A 25882-nucleotide genomic window follows, 5' to 3' on the forward strand; every position below is an offset into this window, starting at 1 on the left:
GTCACGCCGCGGCGATGCCGCTGGTGGTGTCGTAGCCGCCCGCGGGCTCGAAGGTGACGACGACCCACGGATTGACGCCGTGCTCCTTACCCGCGCTGTCGGCGCAGGAGAACTCGCTCATGTCGAACGCGGTCCACCGGCCGCGTTCGTCCTTGATCGGCCGCACCGCCTCCTCGATCCGGCCGACCCAGCGGCAGGCGGGCGTGTGCACCTTCGCGGTCACCGCGGGAGCGACCCAGACGACCGCGCCGCCGTCCGCGCACCATGAAAGGTTGTAGGTGTAGGTCCACTTCCCCGGTTCTTCGAGCACGACCGGTTTGATGATCTTGACACCGGACGCGCATTCCCGGTCGGCGTTCGCCTCGCCGGTGGCGGTGAACGTGAGCCCGGCGCACAGGACCGCCGACCCGGCGAGAACGCTCATGATCGTCATCGCTCCCCCTGAATCCGTCGTCGTTCCACTGTTCCGCCGGTTCCCGTCGGCCGCAAGAAGCCGGACGCCGTATCCAATCGACGTCCAATGGCCGTCCAGTGCCGCCGAATAGCTTGTGATCACACCAGTTTCCGGCGAGGGAGTACTGATGAAGGAACAGCTGAAAAGAGCCATGGTCGCGACGGCCACCACGGTGACCGTCGCGGCGGCGCTCGTCGTGGGGACCGCGAACGTGAGTGCGGCGCAGGCCGCCGCCCCGCAGGCGTTCGCGATCTCGACGGACGGCAAGCTGATGGCCTACTTCTCCACCGACAAACCCCAGGTGCTCGACTGGGTCCGGCTCGTGCAGGGCCTCACCTGCGGGGAGACCGCCCTGATCGGGATCGACTTCCGGGTCCAGAACGGCTTGCTGTACGGCGTGGGGAACAAGGGCTGCATCTACACGATCAAGACCCCGCCGGCGACACCCGACGTCGTCGTCACGAAGGTTTCGCAACTGAGTGTTCCGTTGTACGGCACGAACTTCGGCGTCGACTTCAACCCGGCGGCCGACCGGCTGCGGGTGATCAGCGACACCGGCCAGAACCTGCGGCACAATCTCGGTGACCACGTCACCACCGAAGACACCATCCTGACCACGCCACCTCTGGGCGGCCCCACCCGGGGAGTCACGGCCGCCGCCTACACGAACAACGACCTCAACCCCGACACCGCGACCACCCTGTTCGACATCGGGACGAACTCCGACCAGCTGCTCATCCAGTCGCCCGCCAACCTCGGCTTCCTGAGCCCGACCGGTGCTCTCGGCGTCGACACCGGCCCTGTCGCGGGCCTCGACATCTACAGCGATCTGACCAACGGCAAGACCACTTCGGCGACCGCGTACGCCGTGCTCAATCCGGCGACCGGTCCGTCGACGTTCTCCAACGTCAACCTGCTGACCGGTGCGGCGACCAAGATCGGCGACTTCCCGCTGCCGATCGGGGACGTCGCGGTCGCCCTCGACACGTACTGATCCGGCCGGGCCGGGCTGGGCTTGGTGGCTGTCCGGTGTTTCGGTTCTCGGTCCTGACCGAACGCCGGGCAGCCATGCGGTCGTTCTTTCGGCGGGCGGGTTTTCGTTCTCTTTCGTTTTCGGTTACTGCCGGTCGTTGCCGGAAATCGGCAATGGCTCTGTCGGCCTCGGGGAGGGGACGCGAAAGCCACTTCCGGGACGTCTGATGTCCCGAAAGTGGCTTTCGCGACACCGCCGACCCATCAGACCGCGCCGAGCCACGGTACGCGGTCTTCGTGATCCACAGCGTGGCCTATTCCTGGTTTTTGTTCCGTCGCCGAGATCACGAACTTGCCACCCTTGGCTTTATTGCCGGAGGTCGGTGACGCACCGGCGGTGGCACTTGAGAGGGTCTTGGAGCGGGTGGCCGGGTTCCCTGCCGTTGCCGGAAATCGGCAATACCTTGTGGGCTATCGCCGCACGGAAGACCTCGGGGCTACTCCTTGGCTTTGCTGCCGAAAAACGGCAACATCCGGAAGAACTGGAGCGGCCAGCGGGGCGCGATGGCGATACGAACCAGAGACAGCCCAGACCGTTGCCGAAAAACGGCAACACCTTGCGGGCTAGCGCCATACGGAAGACCTCAGGCCCACTCCTTGGCTTTATTGCCGAAAAACGGCAACATCTGGAAGAACTGGAGCGGCAGGCAGGGCACGATGGCGATACGAACCAGAGACAGCCCAGACCGTTGCCGAAAAACGGCAATGCTTTGTGGCGTCTGATGATCCGGAATTGTCGGTGGCCGGTCGTATGGTCGTCGGGTGAACACATCTACGGCCACCGCTGTGGCACTTTTGGAAGAGCTCGCCGATCCGGTTGTCTTGGGTTCGGTGAATGCCGCTGTCTTGTCGTTGGAGGACAACGATTGTGTCGCTCTGGCGCAGGCGGCGTCGGCGGGGATCGCGCGGTTGGAGGCGGTCCGGTTCAGGGCGCTGGCTCAGCTGAGCCGCCATCGTGAGGGTGCGCGGAGCGTGGTCCAGGAGGTCGCGCTCGCGTTGTCCCTTGTGGACAATCATGCGGGGGCGATGGTCGCCGCCGCGGAGGCGTTGACCACCCGCCTGCCCCGCACGCTGAACCTGATGGACGAGGGGAAGTTAGCCGGTTTCAACGCGCAGAAAGTCGCCGCTGCGACGGCATGGCTGTCGGATGAGAACGCGCTCGCCGCCGATGCGCTGCTGGAAGACCGCCTGCCGGACAGAAACTCGACCCAGGTGCGGAAAGCGGCGAGTAATGCGGCGATCTCGGTCGACCGCGAGGGCGCCGACAAGCGTGCCGAGCATTCTCGCGAGGGCCGTCGTCTCAGCCTGCGGCAGGGGGAGACCGGGGTCGCGTCGATCGAGGTCGAGGACGGCCCCGCCGAGAAGGTCACCGCCGCCTACCAGCGCATCGACCGCGAAGCCAGAGCCCTCAGAACCGGTGGCGAGACCCGCACCCTGGATCAGCTGCGGGCGGACATCGCCCTCGACCTCCTGCTCGGAGGGCAGGGCGGCACGAGTGAGCGCGCCGAGGTGTTCCTCTACATGGACCTGGACACCTACCTCGGCCTCAACAACGACCCGGCGGAGATGGCCGGGCATGGCCATCTCCCGGCCGCGTTGGCCCGGCATATCGCGAGTGGCCCGGACACCGTGCTGCGTCGGATCATCACCGACCCTCTCTCCGGGCAGGTGCTGGACCTGGGGCGGGAGCGGTACCGGCCCACCGCGGGTGTCGCCGAGTTCGTCCGGGTCCGGGACCGCGAATGCCGAAGACCCGGTTGCCACCGCCCGGCACAGGCCTGCGACCTTGATCATGCGGTGCCCTGGCAACACGGTGGCCACACCAGCGCCGACGACCTCATCGACCTCTGCCGCCGGGACCATCGCCTCAAAGACGAACCCGGCTGGACCTACCACCTCACCCCCGACGGCGCCCTCACCATCACCACCCCCACCGGCCAGACCTACGGCAGCACCCCACCACCACTTCACCCACCTCGCACCCCTCCAGAAGAACCACCGTTCTGAGCACTATTGCCGAAAAACGGCTACGACCAGCACGCGTCAGCCCGCCCGCGCTCCACCGGCAAGCCATTGCCGAAAAACGGCGACCCACTCACGCGAACCGACCTCGCCCCGGATCCCCGACCTGCGGCCACCGTCCTCGCGCCCCAACAACCACGCGCCCACAGGCACGCCGTGCCCTATCGCCGAAATATCGCAACGCCCAGCGGGCGTCGATCGCTGCACACCCACCAGCAAGCCGCCACCGTTCTGAGCCCCGTTGCCGAAAACCGGCGACACAGCAACCACGCGCCCTCAGGGCGCGCCATGCCCTGTCGTCGAAAACGGCACCCCTCGGCTGCCACACACCACCGGCAACCCAGACCCACTACCGAAAACCGGCGACAGGCTTAGACACCGGGCCGAAGTCCACCCGAGGGCTGAGCCGGAAGTACAGCCCGTGAGCCGATCCGGGCACGCGTCAGGATCGGCAGGCTCCTCGGCATGGAAACCGACTACGTCTTCCCCGGCCGCCGCGTCACCGCGGTCTCGATGATCCTCGGCCCGGTCCTCTTACTCACCGGAACGCTCTTGCGGTCGCAGTTCAACTTCTTCTTCCCGGACCAGCTCAAGGCGATGAGCGATCATCCGGCGCTGATGACCGCCGCGTACACATGTTTCCTGGCAGGCAACGTCCTGCTGTGGCCCGCGATCGTCGGGCTCGCCACGAAGATCGGCCGCACCAGACCGGCGTTGGCCGCCTGGGCGGGCGTGTCCGTCCTTATCGGACTCTTCGAGCGGACTTTTCACGCCGGCATCGACCAGGCCGCCCTGGGACTCGCCGGGCGACGCGGCGCCGGATTCGCCGAGAGCGTCGTCAGCGAGACGTACCAGGACCTGCACCTGTTCAGTTTCCTGTCGTTCACCATCATGTTCGGCTGGTACGCGCTCGCCTTCGCCGCCTATCGCGCGAAAGCGCTGGGCATCGTCGGGTCGATCGGGCTGGCGACGATGGGACTTCTTCCACTCGGAGTGCTGAAGGGTACCGAAATCGTGTCGATCATCGGTACCGCCGGACTTTGTGTCGCGTTGCTTCCGGCCGGTGTTCGCGCATTACTGGAAAGTCCCAAACCGAGCCGCCGATCGGTACTGTTCGCGGCGATCAGCGTTCCGGTTCTGGGCGCGCTCGCTTTCGCGAGCACCCTCGGCTGACCCTTTCTTCAGGCCAGCCGCGCGGACTCTTTCCCTGCTCTGTCAACGGATTCGTGATCGCGTCCCGCCGGGAGGCAGCTCATCAGCAGTACGACACCGACAGCACCGAGAAGCATGTGCCCGGCGAGGATGCACAGCCCACAGAATCCGATCCACAATGAGATCTTCATTCTCAGATCGTAGGGCCCGTTTCAACGGCCGAGCCCGGACTTGGGGAAGACTTAAGGTCTCCTTTGGGCAAAGGGTCTGTTCGGCGTACGCGCGTAATACGCCACCAGCGACCCGGTCGCGGCCAGGAAGACCACCTGCATGAGGCTCCGCGGCACCAGTTCGTCCATCACCGAATCCACCGGCCCGTGCAGCGCCTTGTGGACATTCGCCGGGAACATCGCCAGCAGCAGAAGCGTCAGCCCGCCTGCCGCCCACGGCGCCGTGCGCGACCACAGCACTCCCGCGGCACCCGCCAGTTCGAGGACACCGGTGACGGTGACCAGCAGCCCGGGCGCGGGCAGGGCGGGCGGCACCATCGCGACGAGTTCCTCGCGCATGCCGATGAAGTGCGCGAGCCCGGTCGTGACGAACAGTGCCGCGACGCCGCCGCGCACGGCCACCGGCCAGGGTTTCAGCCGCTGGACGCCGGCGGCGCCCAGCAGGAACAACGTCACCGTGACGGCGACCAGCATCAGTACGGGTACGAGACCGGGATCCATGACCATGCCCTCCGAGCAGCGAAACTTTCCACTGACAAGATGCGCGCTTGCAGGCCATCTTGTCAATGACTAGATTCGAGCTCATGAGTCCGTACCACCACGGCGACCTCCGCCGGGCCGTGCTCGACGCCGCCGTCGCGGCCGTCACCGAACACGGCCCGGCTGGGATCAGCCTCCGCGACCTCGCCCGGCGCGCGGGGGTCTCGCACGCCGGGCCGGTGCACCATTTCGGCGACAAGGCCGGGGTGCTCACCGCGCTGGCCGCCGAGGGGTTCGACCTGCTCGCCGACTCCCTGGCCGCCGAGGGCGAGCGGGACTTCGTCGAGGTCGGCGTGGCTTACGTGCGGTTCGCGATCGAGCATCGCGCGCATTTCGAGGTGATGTTCCGCCCCGAACTCCAGCGCCAGGACGACCCCGCGCTGGTCGCCGCCCGCGATCGCGCGGGGCTCCTGCTGACCAGCGGCGCGTCGTCGGTCAGCGACGACGAGATGGCGGGAGTCGCCGCGTGGTCGCTGATGCACGGGTTCGCCAACCTGTGGCTCACCGGCGCCCTGCGCACCGAGCACCTCGAGGATCCGGACACCGCCGCCCGCGCGATCGCCCGGATTCTGTTCCCCGGGCCCTGATCAGACCTGCGCGGTGGGCATGACGGTGACCTGCTGGAGGTTCACCCGCGCCGGGAGCGAGGTCAGGAACGCCACGGTCGCGGCGATGTCGTCCGGCTTCAGCCAGGTCAGCGTTTCGCGCACGCCGTCGAGCCACTCCAGCGCGCCCGCGTCGGTGACGTGGCCCTGCAGCTCGGTTTCGACGAGACCGGGCTCGATCGCCGCGACCCGCACGTTCTTCGGGCCGAGGTCGGCGCGAAGGTTCTTCGACAGATGCGTCACGTACGCCTTCGAAGCGACGTACACGGCGAAGGACGGGAAGATCGCCTGAGCGCCGATGGACGACGTGTTCACCAGGTCCGCGACGCCCTTCTCGGCCGCCGAAGCGACCAGATGCGGGACGAACGCGCCGATCGTGTTCATCAGGCCCGTCATGTTGACGTCGATCATGCGCTGCCAGTCGCCGGTCGCGAGTTCGTCGATCGGCGCGGCCAGCATCACGCCCGCGTTGTTGAACAGCAGGTCCGCACGACCCAGTTTCGCCTCGACCTCCGCCGCCGCGGCGCGCATCGCCTCGGCGTCGGCGACGTCGGCCGCGAGCACGAGCGCGGTACCGCCGTCCTGGTCGATCTCCTTGGCGAGCGTTTCCAGCCGGTCCGCGCGGCGGGCGACGAGCGCGACCGCCGCACCGGAGGCGGCGAGCCGCCGCGCGGTCGCTTCGCCGATCCCGCTGGACGCGCCGGTGATGACGGCGACCCTGCCCGAGTGCGGCGCCGAAGTGTTCGTCATTTGTCTCTCCTCTGTGGACTCTCGTTCCGGAGTCCAGGTAACCGGCTCGCGCGGAGAGATGGCACGGCCTGCTCAACCTGGGTCCGGCGGTACCAGTCAGGCCTCGAACGCGCCGAGGACGAGACCGGCGTGCTTGCGCCAGACGTCGTCGCCCTGGCCGGCGGTCAGCTCCACGATCCGGCCGAGCGCGAGGATCTGCAGGCCGATGTCCGAGGAGGTGATGTCGTCCCGCAGCCGCCCTTGCCGCCGCGCGCGTTCGACCAAGCCGTCGAGACTCTCGGCGAGATGCGCGCGACAGGCTTCGAGAGCGCCTTCGGTGACCGTGAGCCCGTCGAGGAACGCCCGGTGCCGGGCCATCATCGCCAGCGTCCGCTCGACGATGAGACTGATCCCCTCCCAGGCGTCCTCCGCCGCTTTCGCGCTTTCGGAGACGGCCTCCCACTCGGCGACGTCGTCTGCCAAGACGGCCTTGACCAGGTCTTCTTTCGTCGGGAAATGCCGGTACACGGTGGCGACGCCGACACCGGCTCGCCGGGCGACCTCGCGGACGTCGGTCGCGAGCCCGCGTTCGGCGAAAGACTCTCGCGCGGCTTCCAGCACTTGGCCGCGGTTCCGCGCAGCGTCCCAGCGTTGACGTCGCGAAGTGGTCATGCCGAAATCCTACCTTTTCCGGAACAAGCGTTTCGGATACGATGATGTTCCGGAACACGTGTTCCGGAACTGGAGGGAAAGCATGTCCACGATCGTGATCACCGGGGGAACCGACGGCCTCGGCCGCGCGCTGGCCGCCGACAGACTTCGCGAAGGCCACACCGTCGTCGTGGTCGGCCGGAGCGAGGCGAAGTTCCGTTCGTTGACGGGCGACGCGCATTTCATCAAGGCCGACCTGCGCGAAGTGTCGGAGAACTTCCGCGCCACCAGGGAGATCGCCGAGCACTTCCCTGTCGTCGACACGCTGGTCCTAGGGGCCGCGTATGTGCACCGGGACAGGCAGTTGACCAGCGAAGGCTTCGAGCACACCTTCGCGCTGTACTACCTGAGCCGCTACATCTTCGCCTCGGAACTCCAAGGCGTGCTCGGGGCCGCCGAGCAGCCGCTGATCCTCGACACCACCGTTCCCGGCGCGCCGAAGGACGCCATCCGCTGGGACGACTTCCAGCTGTCACAAGGCTTCACCTGGAAGGCGGCTAATCAGCAGAGCCGCCGGATGGGGTTGCTTTCCGCGGCCCGGCTCGCTTCGGACCACGTCCGGTACGTCCTCTACAACCCGGGCTTCGTCCGCACCAGCCACCAAGGCGCCCTCGGCAAGACCTCACGAAAGATGGTCGGCGTGCTCGCGAAGCTCCTGGGCACGCCGCCGGAGAAGGCGATCCGGCCGATGCTCGACCTCATCGCGAACCGGCCGGAGGCGCCCCTGAGCGCTTACCAGCGCGACAAGCGGCTCACGGTCGACGCCGACAGTAAAGAGGCAGAGCGCCTCCACACCGCAACAACGCGGCTGCTGAAGTCGATCTGACCTGCGAAGATGCGTTCGCCGGAAAAATTTCCAAGCCAGTGTCGAATCGGCGGGACGCCCTTCGTATAGGCAGTGACACCAAGGAGGACGCCATGACCCAGTACCTGATCAGCCTGTACCAGCCCGACGGCCCCGTCCCGCCGCCGGAGTTCCTCGAGCCGATCGCGCGCAAGATCCAGGCGCTCAACGACGAGATGAAGGCCGCGGGCGCCTGGGTGTTCGCCGGCGGGCTGCACCCGCCGACCACGTCGACCGTGCTGCAGGCCAAGGAGAACGGCGCGATCGCGATGACGGACGGCCCGTACGTCGAGGGCAAGGAACACCTCGGCGGATTCACCGTCGTCGAGGCACCGGATCTGGACGCCGCACTCGAATGGGGCTGCCGGGTCACCGAGATCACCTACCTGCCCGTCGAGGTCCGGCCGTTCCAGGGCGAGGAAGGCCCTTCGTGCGTCTGACCGCCGACGAGATCGGCCGGGTCTTCACCGAGGAGTACGGCCGCGCGGTGGCCGTCCTGGTCCGCGTCTTCGGCAGCATCGATCTCGCCGAAGACGCGGTCCAGGAAGCCTTCGCCACGGCGGTCGACCGGTGGCCGTCCACCGGTCTGCCGCCGAGCCCGGCGGGCTGGATCATCACGACCGCCCGCAACAAGGGCATCGACCGGATGCGCCGGGAAGCCGCGCGCGAAGACAAACACGCCGAGGCCGCGCTACTCGGTGCCACCAACGAACCAGCCGAGGAGGGACCTGTGCGCGACGATCGCTTACGCCTGATCTTCACCTGCTGCCACCCCGCGCTGGCCGTCACCGCGCAGGTCGCGCTGACGCTGAAACTGCTGGGCGGGCTGACCACCGGCGAGATCGCGCACGCGTTCTTCGTCCCCGAAACGACGATGGCGCAACGGCTTGTCCGGGCGAAGGGCAAGATCCGCGACGCGAAGATCCCGTACCGGATCCCGGAGGACGCCGATCTGCCGGACCGGCTGCGTTCGGTGCTCGCCGTGATCTACCTCGTGTTCAACGAGGGACACACGGCCAGTTCGGGCGAACGGCTGGTGCGGGAAGACCTGTGCGCCGAAGCGATCCGGCTCGGCAGGCTGCTGACCGATCTCATGCCCGACGAACCGGAGGCCACCGGGCTGCTGGCGCTGATGCTGCTCACCGAGTCGCGGCGGGCCGCCCGCACCGGCGCGGACGGCGACGTCGTCCTGCTGGCGCACCAGGACCGGTCGCGATGGGACCGGGAGCTGATCACCGAAGGGCAAGCGCTGGTCCGCGCCTGCCTGCGGCGGAACCAGCCCGGGCCGTACCAGATCCAGGCGGCGATCAACGCCGTCCACAGCGACGCGGCCGACGCGGGGAGCACGGACTGGTCGCAGATCGTCCAGCTGTACGACCTGCTGCTGGCGACGAATCCGACGCCGATCGTCGCGCTCAACCGCGCGGTGGCGGTCGCTGAAGTCGACGGACCACGGGCCGCGCTCGACGTGATCGACGGCTTGGAACTGGCCGAATACCACCTGTACCACGCCATCCGAGCCGATCTTCTGCACCGGCTGGGCCGCTCGGCCGAATCGGCGCGGGCGTACGAAACCGCGATCCGGCTGGCGGAGAACGACGCCGAACGCCGGTTGCTGGAGCGGAAGCTGGCCGCCGTCAGTCCGTGATCAGCCGTGCCGGGCCGGGCCCCTTCGCCGCGAGGAAGTCGCCGGGGTTGACCAGCACGCACTGCTCGAAGGAAAGGCAACCGCAGCCGATGCATTCGGTGAACCGGTCGCGCATGCACTCCAGCTGCTCGATGCGCTTGTTGAGCTCCGCGCTCCAGCAGGCGGAGGCGCGCTGCCAGAAATCGTGATCCGGCGCGGCGCCTTCCGGCAACAGGTCGAGCACGCCGCCGATCACCTCCAGCGGGATGCCGAGATGGTGCGACGCGCGGATGAACGCGACCAAACGGAGTGTCGCGCGGGGGTAGCGGCGCTGGTTTCCGCTGGTCCGCCTGCTGCTGATGAGGCCCTGGCGCTCGTAGAACCGCAGGGCGGAGGTGGCGACGCCACTGCGCCGGGACAGCTCCCCGATGGTGAGTTCGGCGGACGGCTCGGTCATGGACACGATCCTCCCTTGACTTGAACCCTTGTTCAAGTTTCAGGCTGGAGGCATGACAGCACAGGGGACCTCCGAATCGACCATCCACAAGGGACATTGGCCGACACCGAACGGGGAGACGGCCGTGGTGGCGCGGGAGTGGCCGGACGCCGACGCGGCGCGGGCGGCGCTCAAGAGTCACGAAGGGCTCGTCTCCTTCACCGCCTACGAAGGCATCGACCACGACGGCGCCTTCACCTACGAGCAGTGGACCAGCGAAGACGCCATCCAGGACCTGGACGGCGCTCCCGTGTTCCACCTTTACCGCGGGCAGCGCGGCGAGGGGACGCCCGGCTGCCTCGTGATCGTCTCGGTCGAGTTCGAAGGCCCCGACGAGCGGCGGCAACGCGACTGGATCGACCTCGTCTTCGAAGCGATGGCTTCGGAACCGGCACGGCCGGACGGCGGGATCTCGGGCTACTTCCACGTGAGCACCGACGGGACCCGGGTACTGAACTACGCCGAATGGGCCAGCGTCGAAGCCCACCTCGCCGCGCTCGCGACCCCCGGCGCCGACGGCATCGGCACGACGGACGTGTGGAAGAAAGTGCAGACCTACCCGGGGATGTCGGGCGGTTCGGTCAAGCGGTACCGCCCGATCCTGTCGTCGACGACAGAAGCGGAGGTGGCGGCATGAAGCCGATCCTGGTCGCCGGCGCGACGGGCAACGTCGGATCGCAGGTGGTCGCCCAGTTGCGGGCGAGGGACGTCCCGGTCCGGCCGCTGAGCCGGAACCCGCCGCCGGACGGTGCCCGCGGTGACCTGGCGAAACCCGAAACGATCGCGCCGGCGATCGACGGCGTCGACACGGTGTTCCTGATGCTCTCCGGATCCGCCGAAGCCCTGATCCCCACCGTTTCGCTGCTCGGCGAGCGCGTGAAGCGCGTGGTGTTCCTGTCCTCGGGCGCCGTCGACGATTCCCTGACGGAGCAGGTCAATCCCATCGGCGCCTGGCATCGCGTCGTCGAGGAGGCGATCGAAGCCGCGGGCGTGGAGTGGACTTTCCTTCGGCCGCACGCCTTCGCGACCAACACGCTCGGCTGGGCGGCGTCGATCCGCGCGGACGGCGTCGTCCGCGGCGCGTACGGTGAGGCGTCGATGCCGCTGATCCACGAGAAGGACATGGCGGCAGTGGCCGTCGAGGCGCTGACCGGCGACGGGCACGCGGGGGCGAAGTACTCGCTCACCGGCACGCGGCCGATGACGCAGATCGAGCAGGTCCGGATCATCGGCGAGGCCGCGGGCCGCCCGGCGCGCTGGGAGGAGATCCCGCCCGAAGAAGCGCGGGCGGCCATGCTCGCGAAGATGCCGGACTTCGTCGTCGACACCATGCTGGGCGGGCTGCGGGGCCTGTTGACGGAACCGGGTCCGGTCACCTCGACCGTCCAGGACATCACCGGCAGGCCGGGCCTGGACTTCGAGGTCTGGGCCGCCGAGCACGCCGCCGCGTTCCGCTAAACTCGGGCTCGTGTCGACACCGGTTCATGCCGCGGCGGTCCACTAGCCGCCGTTCCTGAAAACGCCCTCCACGGAGCAACGTCCGCGGGGTCTCTTCGCCGCGGGCGGAAACAGGAACGGAAACCATGAACCCCCAGTCCACAAAGGACGGTGGTCGGCGCTGGCTGACCACCGTCGGCTCGAAACCACCTCGGAACGTCGTGGCCGTCGACGACGGGACCACCGCCGACGAGGCGTTCCGGCTCGCCTTGTCCGGCACCGGCCTCGCCTGGCACGGCGACTTCCCGAACGCGCGGAACCTTCTCGCCGCGCTGTCCCGTCGCTGCGGCACGGCGGCCGGGAAACCCTTTCAGGACCAGCGGAACCATCAGGCACGCCGAGCGCGGATCCTCGGCAGGCTGCTGGTTCCGCTGGATCCTGGCCACGTCCTGCCGCTGCGACGCGGACCGGACGTCCGGGTGGCCTGCACGGAGGTCTACGGACCTTCCGAAACCGCGTCGCTGGTGTCGCTGCGCGAACTGCTCGGCGTCGTCGGCGCGCACGAATGGCGCGTGAAGGGCGTCGAAATCCCGGCGCTCGGCGCGAAGATCCATCCGCACCACGGAGTCTTCTCCCCCATCCGCGGCGAGTACGTCGACCTGGTGGCGAGAACTCCGTTACCCGCGAAGGAACTGGCGTTCGACATCGGCACCGGGACCGGCGTGCTCGCCGCGGTCCTCGCCCGTCGCGGCGTCGAGCACGTGGTGGCGACCGACAACGAGCCACGCGCCATCGCCTGCGCACGCGACAACTTCGACCGGCTCGGTCTCCGAGGGCTCGAAGTCCTCGAGGCGGATCTGTTCCCGCCCGGTCGCGCGCCGCTGGTCGTCTGCAATCCGCCCTGGCTGCCGTCCAGGGCGCACACCCCGCTCGAACGCGCCGTCTACGACCCGGGAAGCCGGATGCTCCAAGCGTTCCTGGACCGGTTGCCCCGGCATCTCACGCCCGGCGGGGAGGCTTGGCTGATCCTGTCCGACCTCGCCGAACTGCTGGGCCTGCGCACGCGCGAGCGACTCCTCGGAGCGTTCGAGCGTTCCGGGCTCGAAGTACGCGGCAGGGAGGACGTCCGGCCGAGGCATCCCAAGGCCACGGATCCGGGCGATCCGCTGCACGCCGCCCGTTCGAAGGAGATGACTTCGCTGTGGCGGCTCACAGTCCGAGCAGCGCCCGCGCCTGACTGATGAACACGCGGGCGGCGGGGCTGACCGGCCCCTCCGTCCGCCAGGCCAGCGCCAGTTTCGCCCGCAGCCCGGCCGGGCGCGTGATCTCCATGGCGTGCAGTTCCGTGTAGTGCGTCGCCAGCGACATCGGCACCACGGCGACGCCGAGCCCGCGTCCGACGAGTTGGGCGACGACGTTCGGGTCGCCCGCTTCCAGCGTCACCCGCGGCTGGGCGCTGTCGGCGAGGAAGGCCGCGTCGACGATCGCCCGCATGCCGGTGCCCTTCGGCAGGCTGACCAGCGAACGGCTTTCCAGCTCCGACAGCGTGATCGTGGCGCGCGCGGTGAGCGGATCCTCCGGCCCGGAGACGGCGACGAGCGGCTCGTCGAGGACGACCTCGAGACCGATCCCCGGCGGCGGTTCACCGGACACCCCGATCAGCGCGACGTCGAACCGGCCGTCGGCGACGCCGGCGAGCAGGATGTCGGAGGTCGCCTCGGCGAGCGTGATGTCGACGGCGGGATGGCGCTCGTGGAAACGCGCGAGCAGATCCGGCAGGTTGACCGGGCCACGCGAGGACACCATGCCCATCGCGACCTGGCCGCGGACCAGCCCGGTGAGATCGTCGACCGCTTGCCGCACCCCGGCGACGGCGGCGAGCGCGGCCCGGGCGTGCGGGAGCGCGGCGGCGCCGACCTCGGTCAGCCGCACCGCCCTGGCCGACCGGTCGAGCAGCGGCTGGCCGAGTTCGCGTTCGAGGCGGCGGATCTGGGCGCTGACGCCGGGCTGGGCGACGTGCAGCCGCTCGGCGGCCCGGGTGAAATTCGCCTCGTCGGCCACCGCGACGAAGTATTCGAGCTGACGCAGTTCCATAACTGATGATTCTAGTTGCCAGACAAACCAGATCTTGGACTTATGATCGAAGGGGGATCAAGCTGGTGTCATGACCACACTGCTCCGCTCCGGCGACTCCGGATACGACCAGGAACTCGCCGGCTTCCAGACCGCCGTCTCCCGCCGCCCCGACGTCATCATGGCCGCCACCTCGGCCGCCGACGTCGTCGAAGCCGTCCGCTACGCCGCCGAGCACGACCTCCCGATCGCCGTGCACTCGACCGGGCACGGCGTGGGCGTCCCCTTCGAGGGCGGTGTCCTCGTCACCACCCACCTGATGACCGGGATCCGGATCGACGACGGCATCGCACGGGTCGACGCGGGCGTGCGCTGGGGTGCGGTCATCGAAGCGGCGGCCGAGCACGGGCTGGCCCCGCTGAGCGGGTCCTTCCCCGGGGTCGGCGTCGTCGGCTACACCCTCGGCGGCGGGTTCAGCCTGCTCGGCCGCGAGTACGGCCTGGCCGCCGACCAGGTGACCGCGATCGAGGTCGTGACCGCCGACGGCGAACTCCGCCGCGCCACCCCCGACACCGAGCAAGACCTGTTCTGGGCGCTGCGCGGCGGCCGCGACAACTTCGGGATCGTCACCGCGCTGGAGTTCCGGCTCGTCCCGGTCACCCGGTTGTACGGCGGCAGCCTGCAATTCGGCACCGGATCGCTGGCCACGGTGCTCCGCGCCTGGCGCGACTGGGCGGCGGAGATGCCGCGCGGGATGACGTCGTCGCTGGGCATGGTCCCGATGCCGGACCTGCCGATGGTGCCCGAGCCGCTGCGCGGGCAGCACGTCGCGCAGATCCGGATCGCCTACCTCGGTGACGCCGCCGAGGGCGAACGCCTGGTCGCCCCGCTGCGCGCCGCCGCCGAGCCGCTGGGGGACACGCTCGCCGAGATCCCGTTCACCGAATCGGGCAAGATCGCGAACGAGCCGCCGTTCCCGCACGGCTACCGCGCCGACAACGTCACCGTGTCCGAACTCAACGACACCATGCTCGACGCGATCCTCGAACACGCCGGACCGGGCGCCCCGGTGCCGACCGTCGTCCTGCTGGACCTGCTGGGCGGCGCGCTGTCCGACCAGCCCGAACACCCCGGGGTCGACTGGGACCGGGAAGCCGCCTTCACCGTCCGTGCACTGTCCGTAGTGGACGATGCCTCGCCCGCCGAGATCAAGGCCGCCCACGGGAAGCTGTTCGACGTGCTGAAGCCCTGGTCGACCGGCAAACTGCTGACCTTCGTCTACGGCGAAAGCGACGCGGCCGAAGAAGCGTCCAAGGTGTATTCCGCGGCCGATCTGCGCCGGCTCGCCCAGGTCAAGGCGGCCGTCGACCCGGCGAACCGGTTCCGGTTGACCCACAACGTCAAACCCGCGCGTGACGCTGGGTGAACTACGAAAAGCGCCGAACCGAAGCTCCCCTCCGCGCGAAGACGTAGCGAACGGCATGCCTATACTTCCGGGCCGACACCGCCGTTGGGAGCATTTGTGCGCACTTTGGACCATGACGAGTTCCTCGCCATGCGTCGGTTCCCCGCGCTCGACGGGCTGCGCGCGATCGCGGCCACCATCGTGATCCTCTTCCACTTCGCGGGTCCGAAGTGGAGCTGGCTTTCCGGCTGGGTCGGGGTCTACATCTTCTTCGTGCTGTCCGGTTTCCTGATCACGACGCTGCTGCTTCGTGAGCAGGACCGGACCGGCCGGATCTCGCTTTCGGCGTTCTACCTGCGCCGGGCGTTCCGGATCCTGCCGCCGTATCTGGTGATCCTCGGCGGCATCGTCGTGTTCGTGCTGCTGCGCGGCGAATTCCTCGCCCGCGACTTCCCGCACGCGCTGAAGTACTACCTGACCTTCTTCAACGAGTTCCTGCCCGGCAGCGAGTCCGACACGAGCGGCCAGGACAACTTCTTCACCGGCTCGTGGACGCTGGGCATCGAGGAGAAGTTCTACCTGGTCTGGCCGTTCCTCCTGGTGATCGCCGGTGCCGTGGGCCTGGCCGCGGCCTGGCGCAAGCTCGCACTGGCGTTCGCCGCGTTCGCGCTGATGGCCGGGCTGGTCGGGGTCACCGGCGGCTGGGTGCTCGACGGGCCGCACGTGCCGATCTACCGCTCGACGGTGCACTACGCGATCCTGCTGATCGGCTGTGTGCTGGCGGTCGCGATGCACTACCGCCGGTCCTACGCGGTGCTCAAACCGCTGACCCACCCGCTCGCCGCCATCCCGGTGTTCGGCGCGTTCGCCCTGCTGCACGTCAACATGGAGAGCCTGTGGCGGCGGCCGGGCACCAACCTGGGCCTGCTGATCGCCTACGGCGTGCTCTCGGCGCTGCTACTGGTCGTGCTGGTCTCGCCGGGTCCGCTGCGATGGCTGCTGGCGACCAAGGCGATGCGGTTCGTCGGTGAGCGCTCCTACTCGCTCTACCTGCTGCAAGGCCCGGTGCACTTCGTCGTCGTCGAGGCCGTCCCGCCGCTGGGCGAGAACCGGATGATCAGCGCGCTGACCGTGTTCGCCGTCGGGCTCGGGATCGCGGACCTGATCCACCGCTGGGTGGAGCAGCCGATGATCCTCACCGGCAAGAAGCTGATCGCGCGCCGCCAGGAACGCAAGGCGCTGCGTGCGGCCGAAGCCGAACTCGAGGCGCCGAACTCCGTCGAGGCTCCCAGCGGCGCGCGCTGATCCCTCGCGTTTCGTCCTCTGAATGCGGTAGTTGCCCACGCAAGTACCGCATTCAGAGGACTAATTGCGGCGATCAGCGCGAGATCGTGACGACCGGGATCACCCGATCGGTCTTCTTCTCGTAGTCGGCGAAGCCCGGCATCGTGCTGATCATCTTCGCGTAGAGACGGTCACGCTCGGCGCGGTCTTCGAGGACGACCGTCGCGGTCGCTTCGAACTTCTCCGTGCCGACCTCGATGGTGACCTTCGGGTTCGCCACGATGTTGTGGTACCAGGCCGGGTTCTTGTCCGCCCCGGCGTACGACGCGGCGATGACGTACTTGCCGTCGTCCTCCGTGTACGCGAGCGGCGAGGTGCGCGGTTCGCCGCTCTTCGCCCCCGTGGTGGTGAGGAGCAGCAGGGAACCGCCCTCGAACGGGCCGCCCACCTTCCCCTCGTTCTCGCGGAACTCCTTGATGATGTTCTTGTTCCAGTCGAGCATTTCGGACATCTGTTCCTCCAGTGTCGATCTCCCTGCCGCCGAGGCTACTCAGACCTCACGGGCTTTGCGGCGCTGCGCCTCGGCGCGCTCCCGGCACTTGCGCAGAAATTCCTCGTCGTCTTCAGCGCTCGTCGCGGCGAAGCGACCGGGCCGGTCGTACTCCGGGAACGACGGCGACTCGCGCTCGTAGCGGCCGCGCGGGGCCCGGGCGGCGTGCTGCGGACGGCCGGCGACGAGCCAGACGATCGAGCCGACCAGCGGCACGATCAACACCAGCAGCAGCCACATCGTCTTGGGCATGTTGCGGCATGAGCCCTCGTCGGTGGTGATCACGTCGACGATGCAGAAGATCCACAGGCCGAGGGTGAGAACGCCGAAAAGACCATTGAAATACAGCATCGAAAATCTCCCCAGTTCCGGATTGCCGGGGTAATTCTTAGCACAGGAGGACGTCGAGAATTCCCTTGGCCACGTCCATCGCGTGCGCCTGTCCCGGGCATCGCTTCGGTCCTGCGCCGAACGGGCGTTCCGTCAGGTCCACCTCGACCACGGCGCCGTTGATCCACCGCCGGGTGACGCGGACGGGCGGGTCCTCACGCAGGACCCGGTCGAGCAGACCGGCGGCGTCTTCGCCGGGCCGATGGGCCTCCAGTGCCTTGCCGACCAGCTTCGCCGTCGCGTCGCAGGCCTGCACCAGGAGCCCGATCCGCGCGGCCGTCCGCTCGTCGACGTCACCACCGCAGCCCTCGATCAAGCGCCGCATGGCCTTTTCGGCGTCGGGCCCGGTTTCGGTGTGCGGGTGATAGGCGGCGGAAACCGTCGCGATGTCGCGGGAAACGTCCGGTAATCCGAGTTCCGCGGCCAGGACGGCGACCGGGACCGTCCACAGGATCCGTTCCACCGGCCCGTCCCGCAATTCCCGGGTGAGCTCGAAAGCCTTTTCCCGCAAGGCGGTCATCGGCGTGAGTTCGGCGACCACGAGCGCCCGCCGGCGCGCGTGGTCCTCCGGGCGGCTGAACCGGGCGACGTTCGCCCTCAGCCACCGGACACCACCCGGTTCGACGTCCTGGGGCACCGGCGGGACGGGGGCTTCGGCGAGCGGATTCTCCATACCGTGACGCTAAGTGCGGAACGCTTCGGTCACGACCGAAACGTCGGCCCGCCGTCGTTGTTATGGTGACCGGGTGACGGTCGTGTCGGAGGCAACCGAAGTCGACGGCGCGGGGCGGACGGCGCAACCGCGCCAGTTGATCGTGACCGTGTACGGCCTCTATTCACGCGGTGAGGGCGGCTGGCTCTCGGTCCGTTCCCTGATCGACCTGCTGGCGGGCGTGGCCATCGAGGAACCCGCCGTCCGCTCGTCCATCTCCCGGCTGAAGCGGCGCGGCATCCTTTCCGCGGTACGCCGGAACGGGGCGGCCGGATACGAGCTTTCCGAAACGGCGCTGGCGATCCTGCGCGAGGGCGACGAGCGGATCTTCCGCCGGGAACGCGCCACCCCCGGCGACGGCTGGCTGCTCGCGGTGTTCTCCGTCCCGGAAGCCGAACGGCACAAAAGGCACGTTCTTCGCACCCAGCTCGCCCGGCTGGGCTTCGGGACCGCGTCGTCCGGCGTCTGGATCGCGCCGGCGCATCTGCGCGACGCGACCTCCGACATGCTCCGGCGGCTCGAACTGGAGGGCTACGCCGATCTCTTCCACGCCGAGCACCTCGCGTTCGGCGACGTGCGGGCGAAGATCCGCGACTGGTGGGACCTCGACCAGCTGGAAACGCTGTACACCGCTTTCCTCGACGAGCACGCGGCCGCGCTCCGGCGCTGGCAGCGGCGCAAGACCACGGACGAGGCCGAGGCGTTCGCCGACTACGTCCGGGTGCTGACCGACTGGCGGCGCCTGCCCTACCTCGACCCGGGCCTGCCCGCCGAGCTGCTGCCGTCCGGCTGGGCCGGGATCCGGGCCGCGGACCTGTTCTTCACGCTGCACTCGCGGCTGGGCGAGGCCGCGGCCGCGCACGTCTCGCGCACCCTCTAAACGACCGCGAAGCCCTGCACCTCCACGAGGGCTTCGACGTCCCAGAGCCGGCTGACGCCGATGCCCGCCATCGCGGGGTACTCGCTCCCCGCCAGCCGCTTCCATACCGCGCCGATCTCGCGCCCGTGCGCCTTGTAGTCGTCCATGTCGACGATGTAGATGGTCACGCTGCACAGATCGGCAGGCTCCCCGCCCGCCGCGCGCAACGCGGTGAGCAGATTGGACAGCGCGCGTTCGAACTGCTCGACCACGCCATCGCCGACGATGCGGTTTTCCTCGTTCAACGCCGTCTGACCGGCGAGGAAGACGAACCGTCCACTCGCCGCGACGGCGTGCGAGAAGCCGGACGGGCGGCCGAGTCCTGGCGGGTTGATGCGCTCCATACGGGTCAGCATATCCCGCATCGTTGACGGTCGTACATACCGCGACATACCCTGAGCGAGTGCGTATCGCGGTGTTAGGCGGCGGCCCGGCGGGGCTCTACTTCGCCACGCTGGCGAAACAGCTCCATCCCGATCACGAGATCACCGTCTGGGAGCGCAACGCGCCCGACGACACCTTCGGGTTCGGGGTGGTGTTCTCCGACGAGACCCTCGGCGGGATCGAACACGCCGATCCGGTGATCCACGCGGCCATGCGGCGCGAGTTCGCGCGCTGGGACGACATCGACGTCCACTTCCGCGACACGGTGCACACCTCCGGCGGGCACGGGTTCGCCGCGATGAGCCGGAAACGGCTGCTCGGCCTCCTCCAGGAACGCTGCGCGGAACTCGGCGTGGACGTGCGATTCCGCACCGAGGCGCCGAGCGTGGCCGAGGCGAGCGCCGGGTACGACCTGGTGGTCGCGGCGGACGGCGTCAACTCGCCGACCCGCGCCGCTCTCGCCGAGAGCTTCCGGCCCAGCACGCAGACCCGCCGCTGCAAGTACATCTGGCTCGGCACGGACCTGGTGTTCGACGCCTTCAAGTTCCACGTCCTCGAAACACCGCACGGGATCATGCAGATCCACGGCTACCCGTACAGCGACACGGCGAGCACGTTCATCCTCGAACTGCACGAGGACGTCTGGCAGCGCGCGTTCGGCGAGATCGCCGCCACCTCGCTCGCGCCTGGCGAGAGCGACGAGAAGTCCATCGAGGTCATCCGCGAGCTGTGCGCGGACGTCCTCGGCGGCCACCAGGTGTTCGCCAACAACTCGAAGTGGACCGCGTTCGCCACCGTGCGCTGCGCGAGCTGGCGGCACGAGAACGTCGTCCTGCTCGGCGACGCCGCGCACACCGCGCACTTCTCCATCGGCTCCGGCACGAAACTCGCCATGGAGGACGCGCTCGCGCTCGCCGCCTGCCTGCACGAACAGTCCGATATGGACAGTGCGCTGGAGGCCTACGAAGCAGAGCGCCGCCCCGTCGTCACCTCGACCCAGCGCGCCGCCCAGGCGAGCCTGGAATGGTTCGAGAACATGGGCCAGTACACCCATCAGGACCCGGCGCAGTTCGCGTTCAACATCCTCACCCGCAGCCGCCGCGTCACCTACGACAACCTCCGGCTGCGCGATCCCGAATTCACCGCGGAACTGGACGGCTGGCTGGCGTCCACTGTGGACGGCGAGGTCCGGCCGCCGATGTTCCAGCCGTTCCGGATCGGGAACCTGGAGCTGCCGAACCGGGTCGTCGTCTCGCCGATGGACATGTACTCCGCCGAGGACGGCGTCCCGACCGATTTCCACCTGGTGCACCTGGGAAGCAAGGCGCTCGGCGGCGCCGGGCTGGTGATGACGGAGATGGTCTGCGTCTCCGAGACCGGCCGGATCACCCCTGGCTGCGGCGGCATGTACACCCCGGCACAGGAACAGGCCTGGGCCAGGGTCACCGACTTCGTCCACGGCCACACCCCCGCGCGGATCGGTGTCCAGCTCGGCCATTCCGGGCGCAAGGGCTCGACGAAACTCATGTGGGACGGCATCGACCAGCCGCTGCCAGCGGGCAACTGGGAGATCTGCGGCCCGTCCGCGATCCCGTACGGCGCGGCGAATCAGACCCCGCGCGAGCTCACGGTCCCCGAACTGGCCGAGATCCGCGAGCAGTTCGCGGAATCCGCCCGCGCCGCCGCGCGTGCCGGGTTCGACCTCCTCGAGCTCCACTGCGCGCACGGCTATCTGCTGTCGTCGTTCCTGTCCCCGCTGACCAACCGGCGCACCGACTCCTACGGCGGTTCGCCGGAGAACCGGCTGCGTTTCCCGCTCGAAGTCTTCGACGCCGTCCGTGCCGCGTGGCCCGCGGACCGGCCGATGACGGTCCGCGTCTCCGCGACCGACTGGTACGAAGGCGGGATCGACGTCGACGATGCCGTCGAGATCGCCCGCGCGTTCGCCGAGCACGGCGCGGACGGCATCGACGTCTCGACCGGCCAGGTCGTCAGCGAGGAGAAACCCGAGTACGGCCGTAGCTACCAGACGCCGTACGCCGACCGGATCCGCAACGAGATCGGGCGCGAGTACGGGATCGCGGTGATCGCCGTCGGAGCGATCTCCTCCTACGACGACGTCAACTCGCTGATCCTGGCCGGCCGCGCGGATCTGTGCGCGCTCGGCCGGACCCACCTTTACGATCCACAGTGGACACTGCACGCGGCGGCCGAACAGGGCTATCCGATGCCGTGGCCGAAGCAGTACGCGGCGGGCAGCCGGAAGCCGCAGGGCGGCCGCACCGACGGGCCGAAACCACGGCTGGAACTGCTGCGTTCGGGGGAACCCGGCACCGCGCACGCCCGCTGGCGACCTGGGAGCGACCGATGACCGCCTTCGCACTGAGCCCGGAACAGCAGGCCTTCGCCACCCAGGTCCGGCGGCTGGGCGCCGAAAAGCTCCGGCCACTGGCCGAATCCGGCACCGAGGGCGCGGTGAACCGGCCGCTGCTCAAGGAAATGGGCGCGCTCGGCCTGCTCGCCCGGCTGTTCCCCGGCGTCGACGGCGGCAGCCCGAGCCGGGAGGCCGCCGCGACGGATCTCTGCATCCTGCGGGAAGCGCTCGCGAGCCAGAGCACCGAAGCCGAGACGGCGTTGGCGCTGCAGGGGCTTGGCACGTATCCGGTCCTGCAATCCGGGCAGGATTCCCAGGTCTCGAAGTGGGTCCCCGCCGTGGCCGCGGGCGACGCCGTCGCCGCTTTCGCGCTCACCGAACCGAACGCGGGCTCGGACGCGGCGGCGCTGGAACTGTCCGCCGAGCCCGACGGCGACGGCTGGCGCCTCACCGGCGAGAAGATGTGGATCTCCAACGCCCCCGAGGCCGACTTCTACAGCGTTTTCGCCCGCACCACCCCGGAAGCGGGCTCGCGCGGCGTCTCCGCGTTCGTCGTCCCCGCCGACCGTGCCGGGCTCTCCGGCGAGCACCTGGACCTGGTCAGCCCGCATCCGATCGGCACCCTCGTGTTCGACGGCGTCCGGGTCGAGCGGGAAGAACTGCTCGGCGAGCAGGAACGCGGCTTCGGCGTCGCCATGCGGACGCTGGACCTGTTCCGGCCGAGCGTCGGCGCGTTCGCCGTCGGGATGGCGCAGGCCGCGCTCGACGCCGCGGTCGACCACTCGCAGTCCCGGATCGCCTTCGGCGGACCCTTGCTGCGGCAGCAGACCGTGGCACACACCCTCGCCGAAATGGCGACCCGCACCGAGGCCTCGCGCCTGCTCGTCTACGCCGCGGCCGCCGCCTACGACGCGGGCGAGCGGAACCTCGCCGGCCGTGCCGCGATGGCGAAACTGTTCGCCACCGAGACGGCCCAGTACGTCGTCGACTCGGCCGTGCAGATCCACGGCGCGCGGGCGTTGCGGCGCGGGCATCTGCTCGAACACCTCTACCGCGAGGTCCGGGCGCCGCGGATCTACGAAGGCGCGTCCGAAGTGCAGCGGACGATCATCGCCCGTTCGCTGACTTCTTGACCCGTTCGACGATGTCGCGGTAGGCCAGCCCGCTCTGCTTGATCGTGCGCGCCTGCGTCTCACGGTCGACCCGCACCAGGCCGAGCCGTTTGGCGTAACCGTAGGCCCATTCGAAACTGTCCAAAAAGGACCAGGCGAAGTAGCCGCGGACGTCGGCTCCCGCCCGGCGCGCGGCGGCGGTGGCGGCGATGTGCGCGGAGAGATACGCGGCGCGGTCGTCGTCGCGGACGAAGCCGGTCTCGTCGGGGACGTCGGCGAACGCGGCGCCGTTTTCGGTGACGTAAAGCGGCAGACCGGGATAGTCCCGGCTGACCCGGACCAGCAGTTCGGTGAGCTTGTGCGGCAGGATCTCCCACCCCAGCACCGTCGACGGCGCCCCGAACGGGACCTTGCGGAACGCCGGCATCCCGAAGTGCTCCACCGCGTCCCCGTTCTCCTCCACCCCGGAGTACCGCGTCCCGAAGTAGTAGTCGACGCCGAGGAAGTCGAGCGGCGCGGCGATGATCGACGGGTCCCACGGCTCGGACGGCAGGCGGATGCCCTGCCGCGCGAGGGTTTCGAGGACGTCCTCCGGGTATCGGCCGTGTACGAGCGCGTCGAGGTAGAACCGCGTCCCGAGCCCGTCTTCGAACCGGGCGGCCTCGCGATCGGCCTCGCTGGGGGTCGCCGGGTCGGCGGTGCTCAGGTTGAGCGTGATGCCGAATTTCGTCCCGGGCGGCGCGAGTTCCCGCATCCGCCGCACGGCGAGGCCGTGGCCGAGCAGCAGGTGATGCGCCGCCGCCATCCCCGCCTTCGGGTCCCGGCGGCCGGGCGCCATCACCCCGTGGACGTAGCCGTGCATGGCCGTGCACCACGGCTCGCTCAGCGTGGTCCAGTGGCGGACACGGTCACTCAACCGCTCGAACACGAGCATCGCGTAATCGGCGAAACGGACGGCCGTGTCGCGCGCGGGCCAGCCACCGGCGTCTTCGAGGTGCTGCGGCAGATCCCAGTGGTACAGCGTCAGCCACGGATCGATGCCGTTGTTGAGCAGCTCGTCGACCAGCCTGTCGTAGAAGGCGATCCCGGCGGGATTGACACCGCCGCGACCGCGCGGCTGCACCCGGGACCAGGACACGGAGAACCGGTAGGTGTCGACGCCGAGTTCCTTCACCAGCGCGACGTCGGCGGGCATCCGGTGGTAGTGGTCGCAGGCGACCTCGGCGGTGTCACCGTTGTCGATCGACCACGGCGATCGGGCGTAGGTGTCCCAAATGGACGGTGTTCTTCCGTCTTCGGCGACCGCGCCTTCGATCTGGTGCGCCGAGCTGCCGACACCCCAGCGGAAGTCCGGCGGCAGGGTGCCGATGAGCTCGTCCTCCCCCGTCATGACACCCCTCCTTCCCGGCTCGCCCGCCTTATTTCACCAGTTAATACATGGCGGAGGCTAAGGTCGTGGGGCATCCTGGAAAGGTCCGCCGCCATAAGATGGGTATCCGCATGCCTGCCAAGCGCACCACCGTCCGTGACCTGCGGCGGCACAACCGTTCCCTCCTGCTGTCGAAACTCTACTTCGACGGCCCGCTCAGCCGCCACGAATTGAGCGGTCTGACCGGCTTGAGCGCCGCGACGGTCAGCAACGTGACCGCCGAACTCGGCGAAGAACGCCTCATCACCGAAGCCGGGCTGGTCGAGTCCGACGGCGGCAGGCCGCGCGTCCTGCTCCGCGTCGATCCGGCGTACGGCCACGTCGCGGGCGTCGACATCGGCGAGACCGGGGTGAAGGTCGAACTGTTCGACCTCGCCATGAACCGGCTCGCCACCGTCGAACACCCGCTCGCCTCCCCACGTCCGGACGCGGCCGCCGCCGTCACCCAGGTGGCGTCCGGGATCCGGGAAGTGATCACGGAATCCGGGATCGACGAAGCGACCGTGCTCGGCGTCGGCGTCGGCGTTCCCGGCACCGTCCAGCAGGGCTCCGGCGAAAAGGGCGAGGCGCCGCGCGTGCACGCGCCCACTATCGGCTGGAAAGAGGTCCCGCTGACCGATCTCCTGCGCGCGCAAGGGGTCGAGCTGCCGTTGTTCGTCGACAACGGCGCGAAAACCCAGGGCCAGGGGGAAATGTGGTTCGGCGCCGGTCGCGGCGCGCGGCACGCGGTGATCGTCCTGATCGGGTCCGGGGTCGGCGCGGCCGTGGTCACCAACGGCACCACCTACCGGGGCTCCACCAGCAGCGCGGGCGAATGGGGCCACACCACGATCGTCTACGGCGGGCAGGAATGCCGCTGCGGATCGCGCGGCTGCCTGGAGTCCTACGTCGGCGCTGAGGGCGTCCTCGCCCGCTATCGCAAGGCGCGCGGGGGAAAGACCGCCTCGGACGAGGACGAACAGACACAGTTCGCCGACCTGCTGGAGTCGGCGGGCAAGTCGAAGGCCGCGGCCAAGGTGCTGGAAGAGACGGCGGGCTACCTCGGCGCCGGGATCGGCAACCTGATCAACCTGTTCGACCCGGAGCGGATCGTGCTGGGCGGCTGGGCCGGGCTCGCGCTCGGCGAGAAGTACCTGCCGGAGATCCGGCGCGTGGCGGGCGAGCACGCGCTCGCGCACGTGTTCGACCAGACCGAGATCGAGCTCGGGCAGCTCGGGCCGGACGCCGTCGCCATAGGAGCCGCCACCCTCCCGGTCGCCGCCCTGCTGGACCAGGGCGCGGATCCGCGAACGGCCGGATCGAAACGCGGGTCGGCCGCCTGAGCCTTAATTCGAAGTCGAAAAATACGTCTTGTCGCAGTGGTAGAGACCA

General features: G+C 69.0%; 28 protein-coding genes. 16 read left to right on the plus strand and 12 right to left on the minus strand.

Annotation, left to right across the window (positions count from 1 at the left end):
* Nucleotide 1 precedes the first annotated feature (1 nt).
* Entirely contained in the window at nt 2-433 is a 432-nt protein-coding gene (locus tag CFP71_RS07740; protein WP_093933139.1) for a hypothetical protein, read from the minus strand.
* Nucleotides 434-581: 148 nt separating this feature from the next.
* Here CFP71_RS07740 and CFP71_RS07745 point away from each other — a divergent pair, with 148 nt between their 5' ends.
* The 3 genes from CFP71_RS07745 (at nt 582) to CFP71_RS07755 (ending at nt 4681) form a co-directional block, all read left to right on the plus strand.
* Nucleotides 582-1448 (plus strand): DUF4394 domain-containing protein, encoded by an 867-nt coding sequence (locus tag CFP71_RS07745; protein WP_093933140.1) that lies wholly within the window; start codon nt 582-584, stop codon nt 1446-1448.
* A gap of 860 nt (nt 1449-2308) precedes the next feature.
* Nucleotides 2309-3493 carry an HNH endonuclease signature motif containing protein gene (locus CFP71_RS07750; protein WP_244199596.1) on the plus strand — a complete coding sequence of 395 codons (1185 nt, stop codon included), beginning with the start codon at nt 2309-2311 and terminating at the stop codon, nt 3491-3493.
* 480 nt (nt 3494-3973) lie between these two features.
* A complete protein-coding gene (locus CFP71_RS07755) occupies nt 3974-4681 on the plus strand; it encodes a hypothetical protein (RefSeq protein WP_093933142.1) in 708 nt (235 codons plus the stop codon).
* Between the two features lie 8 nt (nt 4682-4689).
* Here the strand turns inward: CFP71_RS07755 and CFP71_RS44075 are convergent, their stop codons facing one another.
* Both CFP71_RS44075 and CFP71_RS07760 read right to left on the minus strand, forming a co-directional pair.
* Nucleotides 4690-4851, minus strand: a complete 162-nt coding sequence (locus tag CFP71_RS44075) for a hypothetical protein (protein ID WP_167406034.1) — start codon at nt 4849-4851, stop codon at nt 4690-4692.
* 51 nt (nt 4852-4902) lie between these two features.
* The gene (locus tag CFP71_RS07760; RefSeq protein ID WP_093933143.1) at nt 4903-5397 is read right to left on the minus strand and encodes a DoxX family protein; all 495 of its coding nucleotides are present in this window, start codon (nt 5395-5397) and stop codon (nt 4903-4905) included.
* A gap of 77 nt (nt 5398-5474) precedes the next feature.
* On the opposite strand from CFP71_RS07760, the gene CFP71_RS07765 reads away from it, so the two are divergent.
* A complete protein-coding gene (locus CFP71_RS07765; protein ID WP_093933144.1) occupies nt 5475-6017 on the plus strand; it encodes a TetR/AcrR family transcriptional regulator in 543 nt (180 codons plus the stop codon).
* Here CFP71_RS07765 and CFP71_RS07770 read toward each other — a convergent pair whose 3' ends face one another.
* Both CFP71_RS07770 and CFP71_RS07775 read right to left on the minus strand, forming a co-directional pair.
* Nucleotides 6018-6785, minus strand: a complete 768-nt coding sequence (locus tag CFP71_RS07770; RefSeq protein WP_093933145.1) for an SDR family oxidoreductase — start codon at nt 6783-6785, stop codon at nt 6018-6020.
* 96 nt (nt 6786-6881) lie between these two features.
* Entirely contained in the window at nt 6882-7436 is a 555-nt protein-coding gene (locus CFP71_RS07775) for a TetR/AcrR family transcriptional regulator (RefSeq protein WP_093933146.1), read from the minus strand.
* An 82-nt stretch (nt 7437-7518) separates the two neighbouring features.
* Between CFP71_RS07775 and CFP71_RS07780 the strand changes: the two genes are divergently transcribed.
* The 3 genes from CFP71_RS07780 (at nt 7519) to CFP71_RS07790 (ending at nt 9967) form a co-directional block, all read left to right on the plus strand.
* Complete coding sequence (locus tag CFP71_RS07780; RefSeq protein WP_167406035.1) at nt 7519-8301, plus strand: SDR family NAD(P)-dependent oxidoreductase; 783 nt, start codon at nt 7519-7521, stop codon at nt 8299-8301.
* Between the two features lie 92 nt (nt 8302-8393).
* On the plus strand, nt 8394-8759 hold the full coding sequence (locus CFP71_RS07785) for a YciI family protein (RefSeq protein ID WP_093933148.1): 366 nt from the start codon (nt 8394-8396) through the stop codon (nt 8757-8759).
* The gene (locus CFP71_RS07790) at nt 8750-9967 is read left to right on the plus strand and encodes an RNA polymerase sigma factor (protein WP_093933149.1); all 1218 of its coding nucleotides are present in this window, start codon (nt 8750-8752) and stop codon (nt 9965-9967) included. The genes CFP71_RS07785 and CFP71_RS07790 overlap by 10 nt, the downstream gene beginning before the upstream one ends.
* Here the strand turns inward: CFP71_RS07790 and soxR are convergent.
* Nucleotides 9957-10403: a redox-sensitive transcriptional activator SoxR gene (soxR, locus tag CFP71_RS07795; RefSeq protein WP_093933150.1), complete on the minus strand. Its 447-nt coding sequence runs from the start codon at nt 10401-10403 to the stop codon at nt 9957-9959. The two genes, CFP71_RS07790 and soxR, sit on opposite strands and share 11 nt — an antisense overlap.
* A gap of 52 nt (nt 10404-10455) precedes the next feature.
* Between soxR and CFP71_RS07800 the strand changes: the two genes are divergently transcribed.
* From CFP71_RS07800 to CFP71_RS07810, 3 genes are all read left to right on the plus strand, one after another.
* Nucleotides 10456-11079: an antibiotic biosynthesis monooxygenase family protein gene (locus CFP71_RS07800; protein ID WP_093933151.1), complete on the plus strand. Its 624-nt coding sequence runs from the start codon at nt 10456-10458 to the stop codon at nt 11077-11079.
* Nucleotides 11076-11900: an NAD(P)H-binding protein gene (locus tag CFP71_RS07805; RefSeq protein ID WP_093933152.1), complete on the plus strand. Its 825-nt coding sequence runs from the start codon at nt 11076-11078 to the stop codon at nt 11898-11900. The genes CFP71_RS07800 and CFP71_RS07805 overlap by 4 nt, the downstream gene beginning before the upstream one ends.
* 125 nt (nt 11901-12025) lie before the next feature.
* Entirely contained in the window at nt 12026-13120 is a 1095-nt protein-coding gene (locus CFP71_RS07810) for a methyltransferase (protein WP_093933153.1), read from the plus strand.
* On the opposite strand, the gene CFP71_RS07815 is transcribed toward CFP71_RS07810, so the two are convergent.
* Nucleotides 13089-13973 carry a LysR family transcriptional regulator gene (locus tag CFP71_RS07815; protein ID WP_093933154.1) on the minus strand — a complete coding sequence of 295 codons (885 nt, stop codon included), beginning with the start codon at nt 13971-13973 and terminating at the stop codon, nt 13089-13091. The genes CFP71_RS07810 and CFP71_RS07815 overlap by 32 nt on opposite strands.
* 70 nt (nt 13974-14043) lie before the next feature.
* On the opposite strand from CFP71_RS07815, the gene CFP71_RS07820 reads away from it, so the two are divergent.
* Nucleotides 14044-15378: an FAD-binding oxidoreductase gene (locus CFP71_RS07820; RefSeq protein WP_093933155.1), complete on the plus strand. Its 1335-nt coding sequence runs from the start codon at nt 14044-14046 to the stop codon at nt 15376-15378.
* Nucleotides 15379-15474: 96 nt separating this feature from the next.
* Nucleotides 15475-16662, plus strand: a complete 1188-nt coding sequence (locus CFP71_RS07825; RefSeq protein ID WP_093933156.1) for an acyltransferase family protein — start codon at nt 15475-15477, stop codon at nt 16660-16662.
* Between the two features lie 73 nt (nt 16663-16735).
* Here CFP71_RS07825 and CFP71_RS07830 read toward each other — a convergent pair whose 3' ends face one another.
* Genes CFP71_RS07830 through CFP71_RS07840 form a run of 3 tightly spaced genes read right to left on the minus strand, consistent with a single transcriptional unit; the run spans nt 16736 to nt 18254 of the window.
* Complete coding sequence (locus CFP71_RS07830) at nt 16736-17152, minus strand: nitroreductase family deazaflavin-dependent oxidoreductase (protein ID WP_093933157.1); 417 nt, start codon at nt 17150-17152, stop codon at nt 16736-16738.
* A gap of 39 nt (nt 17153-17191) precedes the next feature.
* Nucleotides 17192-17542 (minus strand): PLDc N-terminal domain-containing protein, encoded by a 351-nt coding sequence (locus tag CFP71_RS07835; RefSeq protein WP_093933158.1) that lies wholly within the window; start codon nt 17540-17542, stop codon nt 17192-17194.
* 37 nt (nt 17543-17579) lie between these two features.
* The gene (locus CFP71_RS07840; RefSeq protein ID WP_093933159.1) at nt 17580-18254 is read right to left on the minus strand and encodes a cytochrome P450 family protein; all 675 of its coding nucleotides are present in this window, start codon (nt 18252-18254) and stop codon (nt 17580-17582) included.
* A 73-nt stretch (nt 18255-18327) separates the two neighbouring features.
* Here CFP71_RS07840 and CFP71_RS07845 point away from each other — a divergent pair, with 73 nt between their 5' ends.
* The gene (locus CFP71_RS07845; RefSeq protein WP_093933160.1) at nt 18328-19173 is read left to right on the plus strand and encodes a PaaX family transcriptional regulator; all 846 of its coding nucleotides are present in this window, start codon (nt 18328-18330) and stop codon (nt 19171-19173) included.
* Here the strand turns inward: CFP71_RS07845 and CFP71_RS07850 are convergent.
* Nucleotides 19170-19568 (minus strand): RidA family protein, encoded by a 399-nt coding sequence (locus CFP71_RS07850; RefSeq protein WP_167406036.1) that lies wholly within the window; start codon nt 19566-19568, stop codon nt 19170-19172. The genes CFP71_RS07845 and CFP71_RS07850 overlap by 4 nt on opposite strands.
* A 47-nt stretch (nt 19569-19615) precedes the next feature.
* Between CFP71_RS07850 and CFP71_RS07855 the strand changes: the two genes are divergently transcribed.
* On the plus strand, nt 19616-21967 hold the full coding sequence (locus CFP71_RS07855; protein ID WP_093933162.1) for a bifunctional salicylyl-CoA 5-hydroxylase/oxidoreductase: 2352 nt from the start codon (nt 19616-19618) through the stop codon (nt 21965-21967).
* Entirely contained in the window at nt 21964-23103 is a 1140-nt protein-coding gene (locus CFP71_RS07860) for an acyl-CoA dehydrogenase family protein (protein ID WP_093933163.1), read from the plus strand. Before CFP71_RS07855 ends, CFP71_RS07860 begins: the two co-directional genes overlap by 4 nt.
* On the opposite strand, the gene CFP71_RS07865 is transcribed toward CFP71_RS07860, so the two are convergent.
* Entirely contained in the window at nt 23078-24472 is a 1395-nt protein-coding gene (locus CFP71_RS07865; protein ID WP_093933164.1) for a GH1 family beta-glucosidase, read from the minus strand. The two genes, CFP71_RS07860 and CFP71_RS07865, sit on opposite strands and share 26 nt — an antisense overlap.
* 98 nt (nt 24473-24570) lie before the next feature.
* Here CFP71_RS07865 and CFP71_RS07870 point away from each other — a divergent pair, with 98 nt between their 5' ends.
* A complete protein-coding gene (locus CFP71_RS07870; RefSeq protein ID WP_208635906.1) occupies nt 24571-25833 on the plus strand; it encodes an ROK family transcriptional regulator in 1263 nt (420 codons plus the stop codon).
* Nucleotides 25834-25882: the final 49 nt, after the last annotated feature.

The sequence above is a fragment of the Amycolatopsis thailandensis genome (assembly GCF_002234405.1).
GTDB lineage: Bacteria > Actinomycetota > Actinomycetes > Mycobacteriales > Pseudonocardiaceae > Amycolatopsis > Amycolatopsis thailandensis.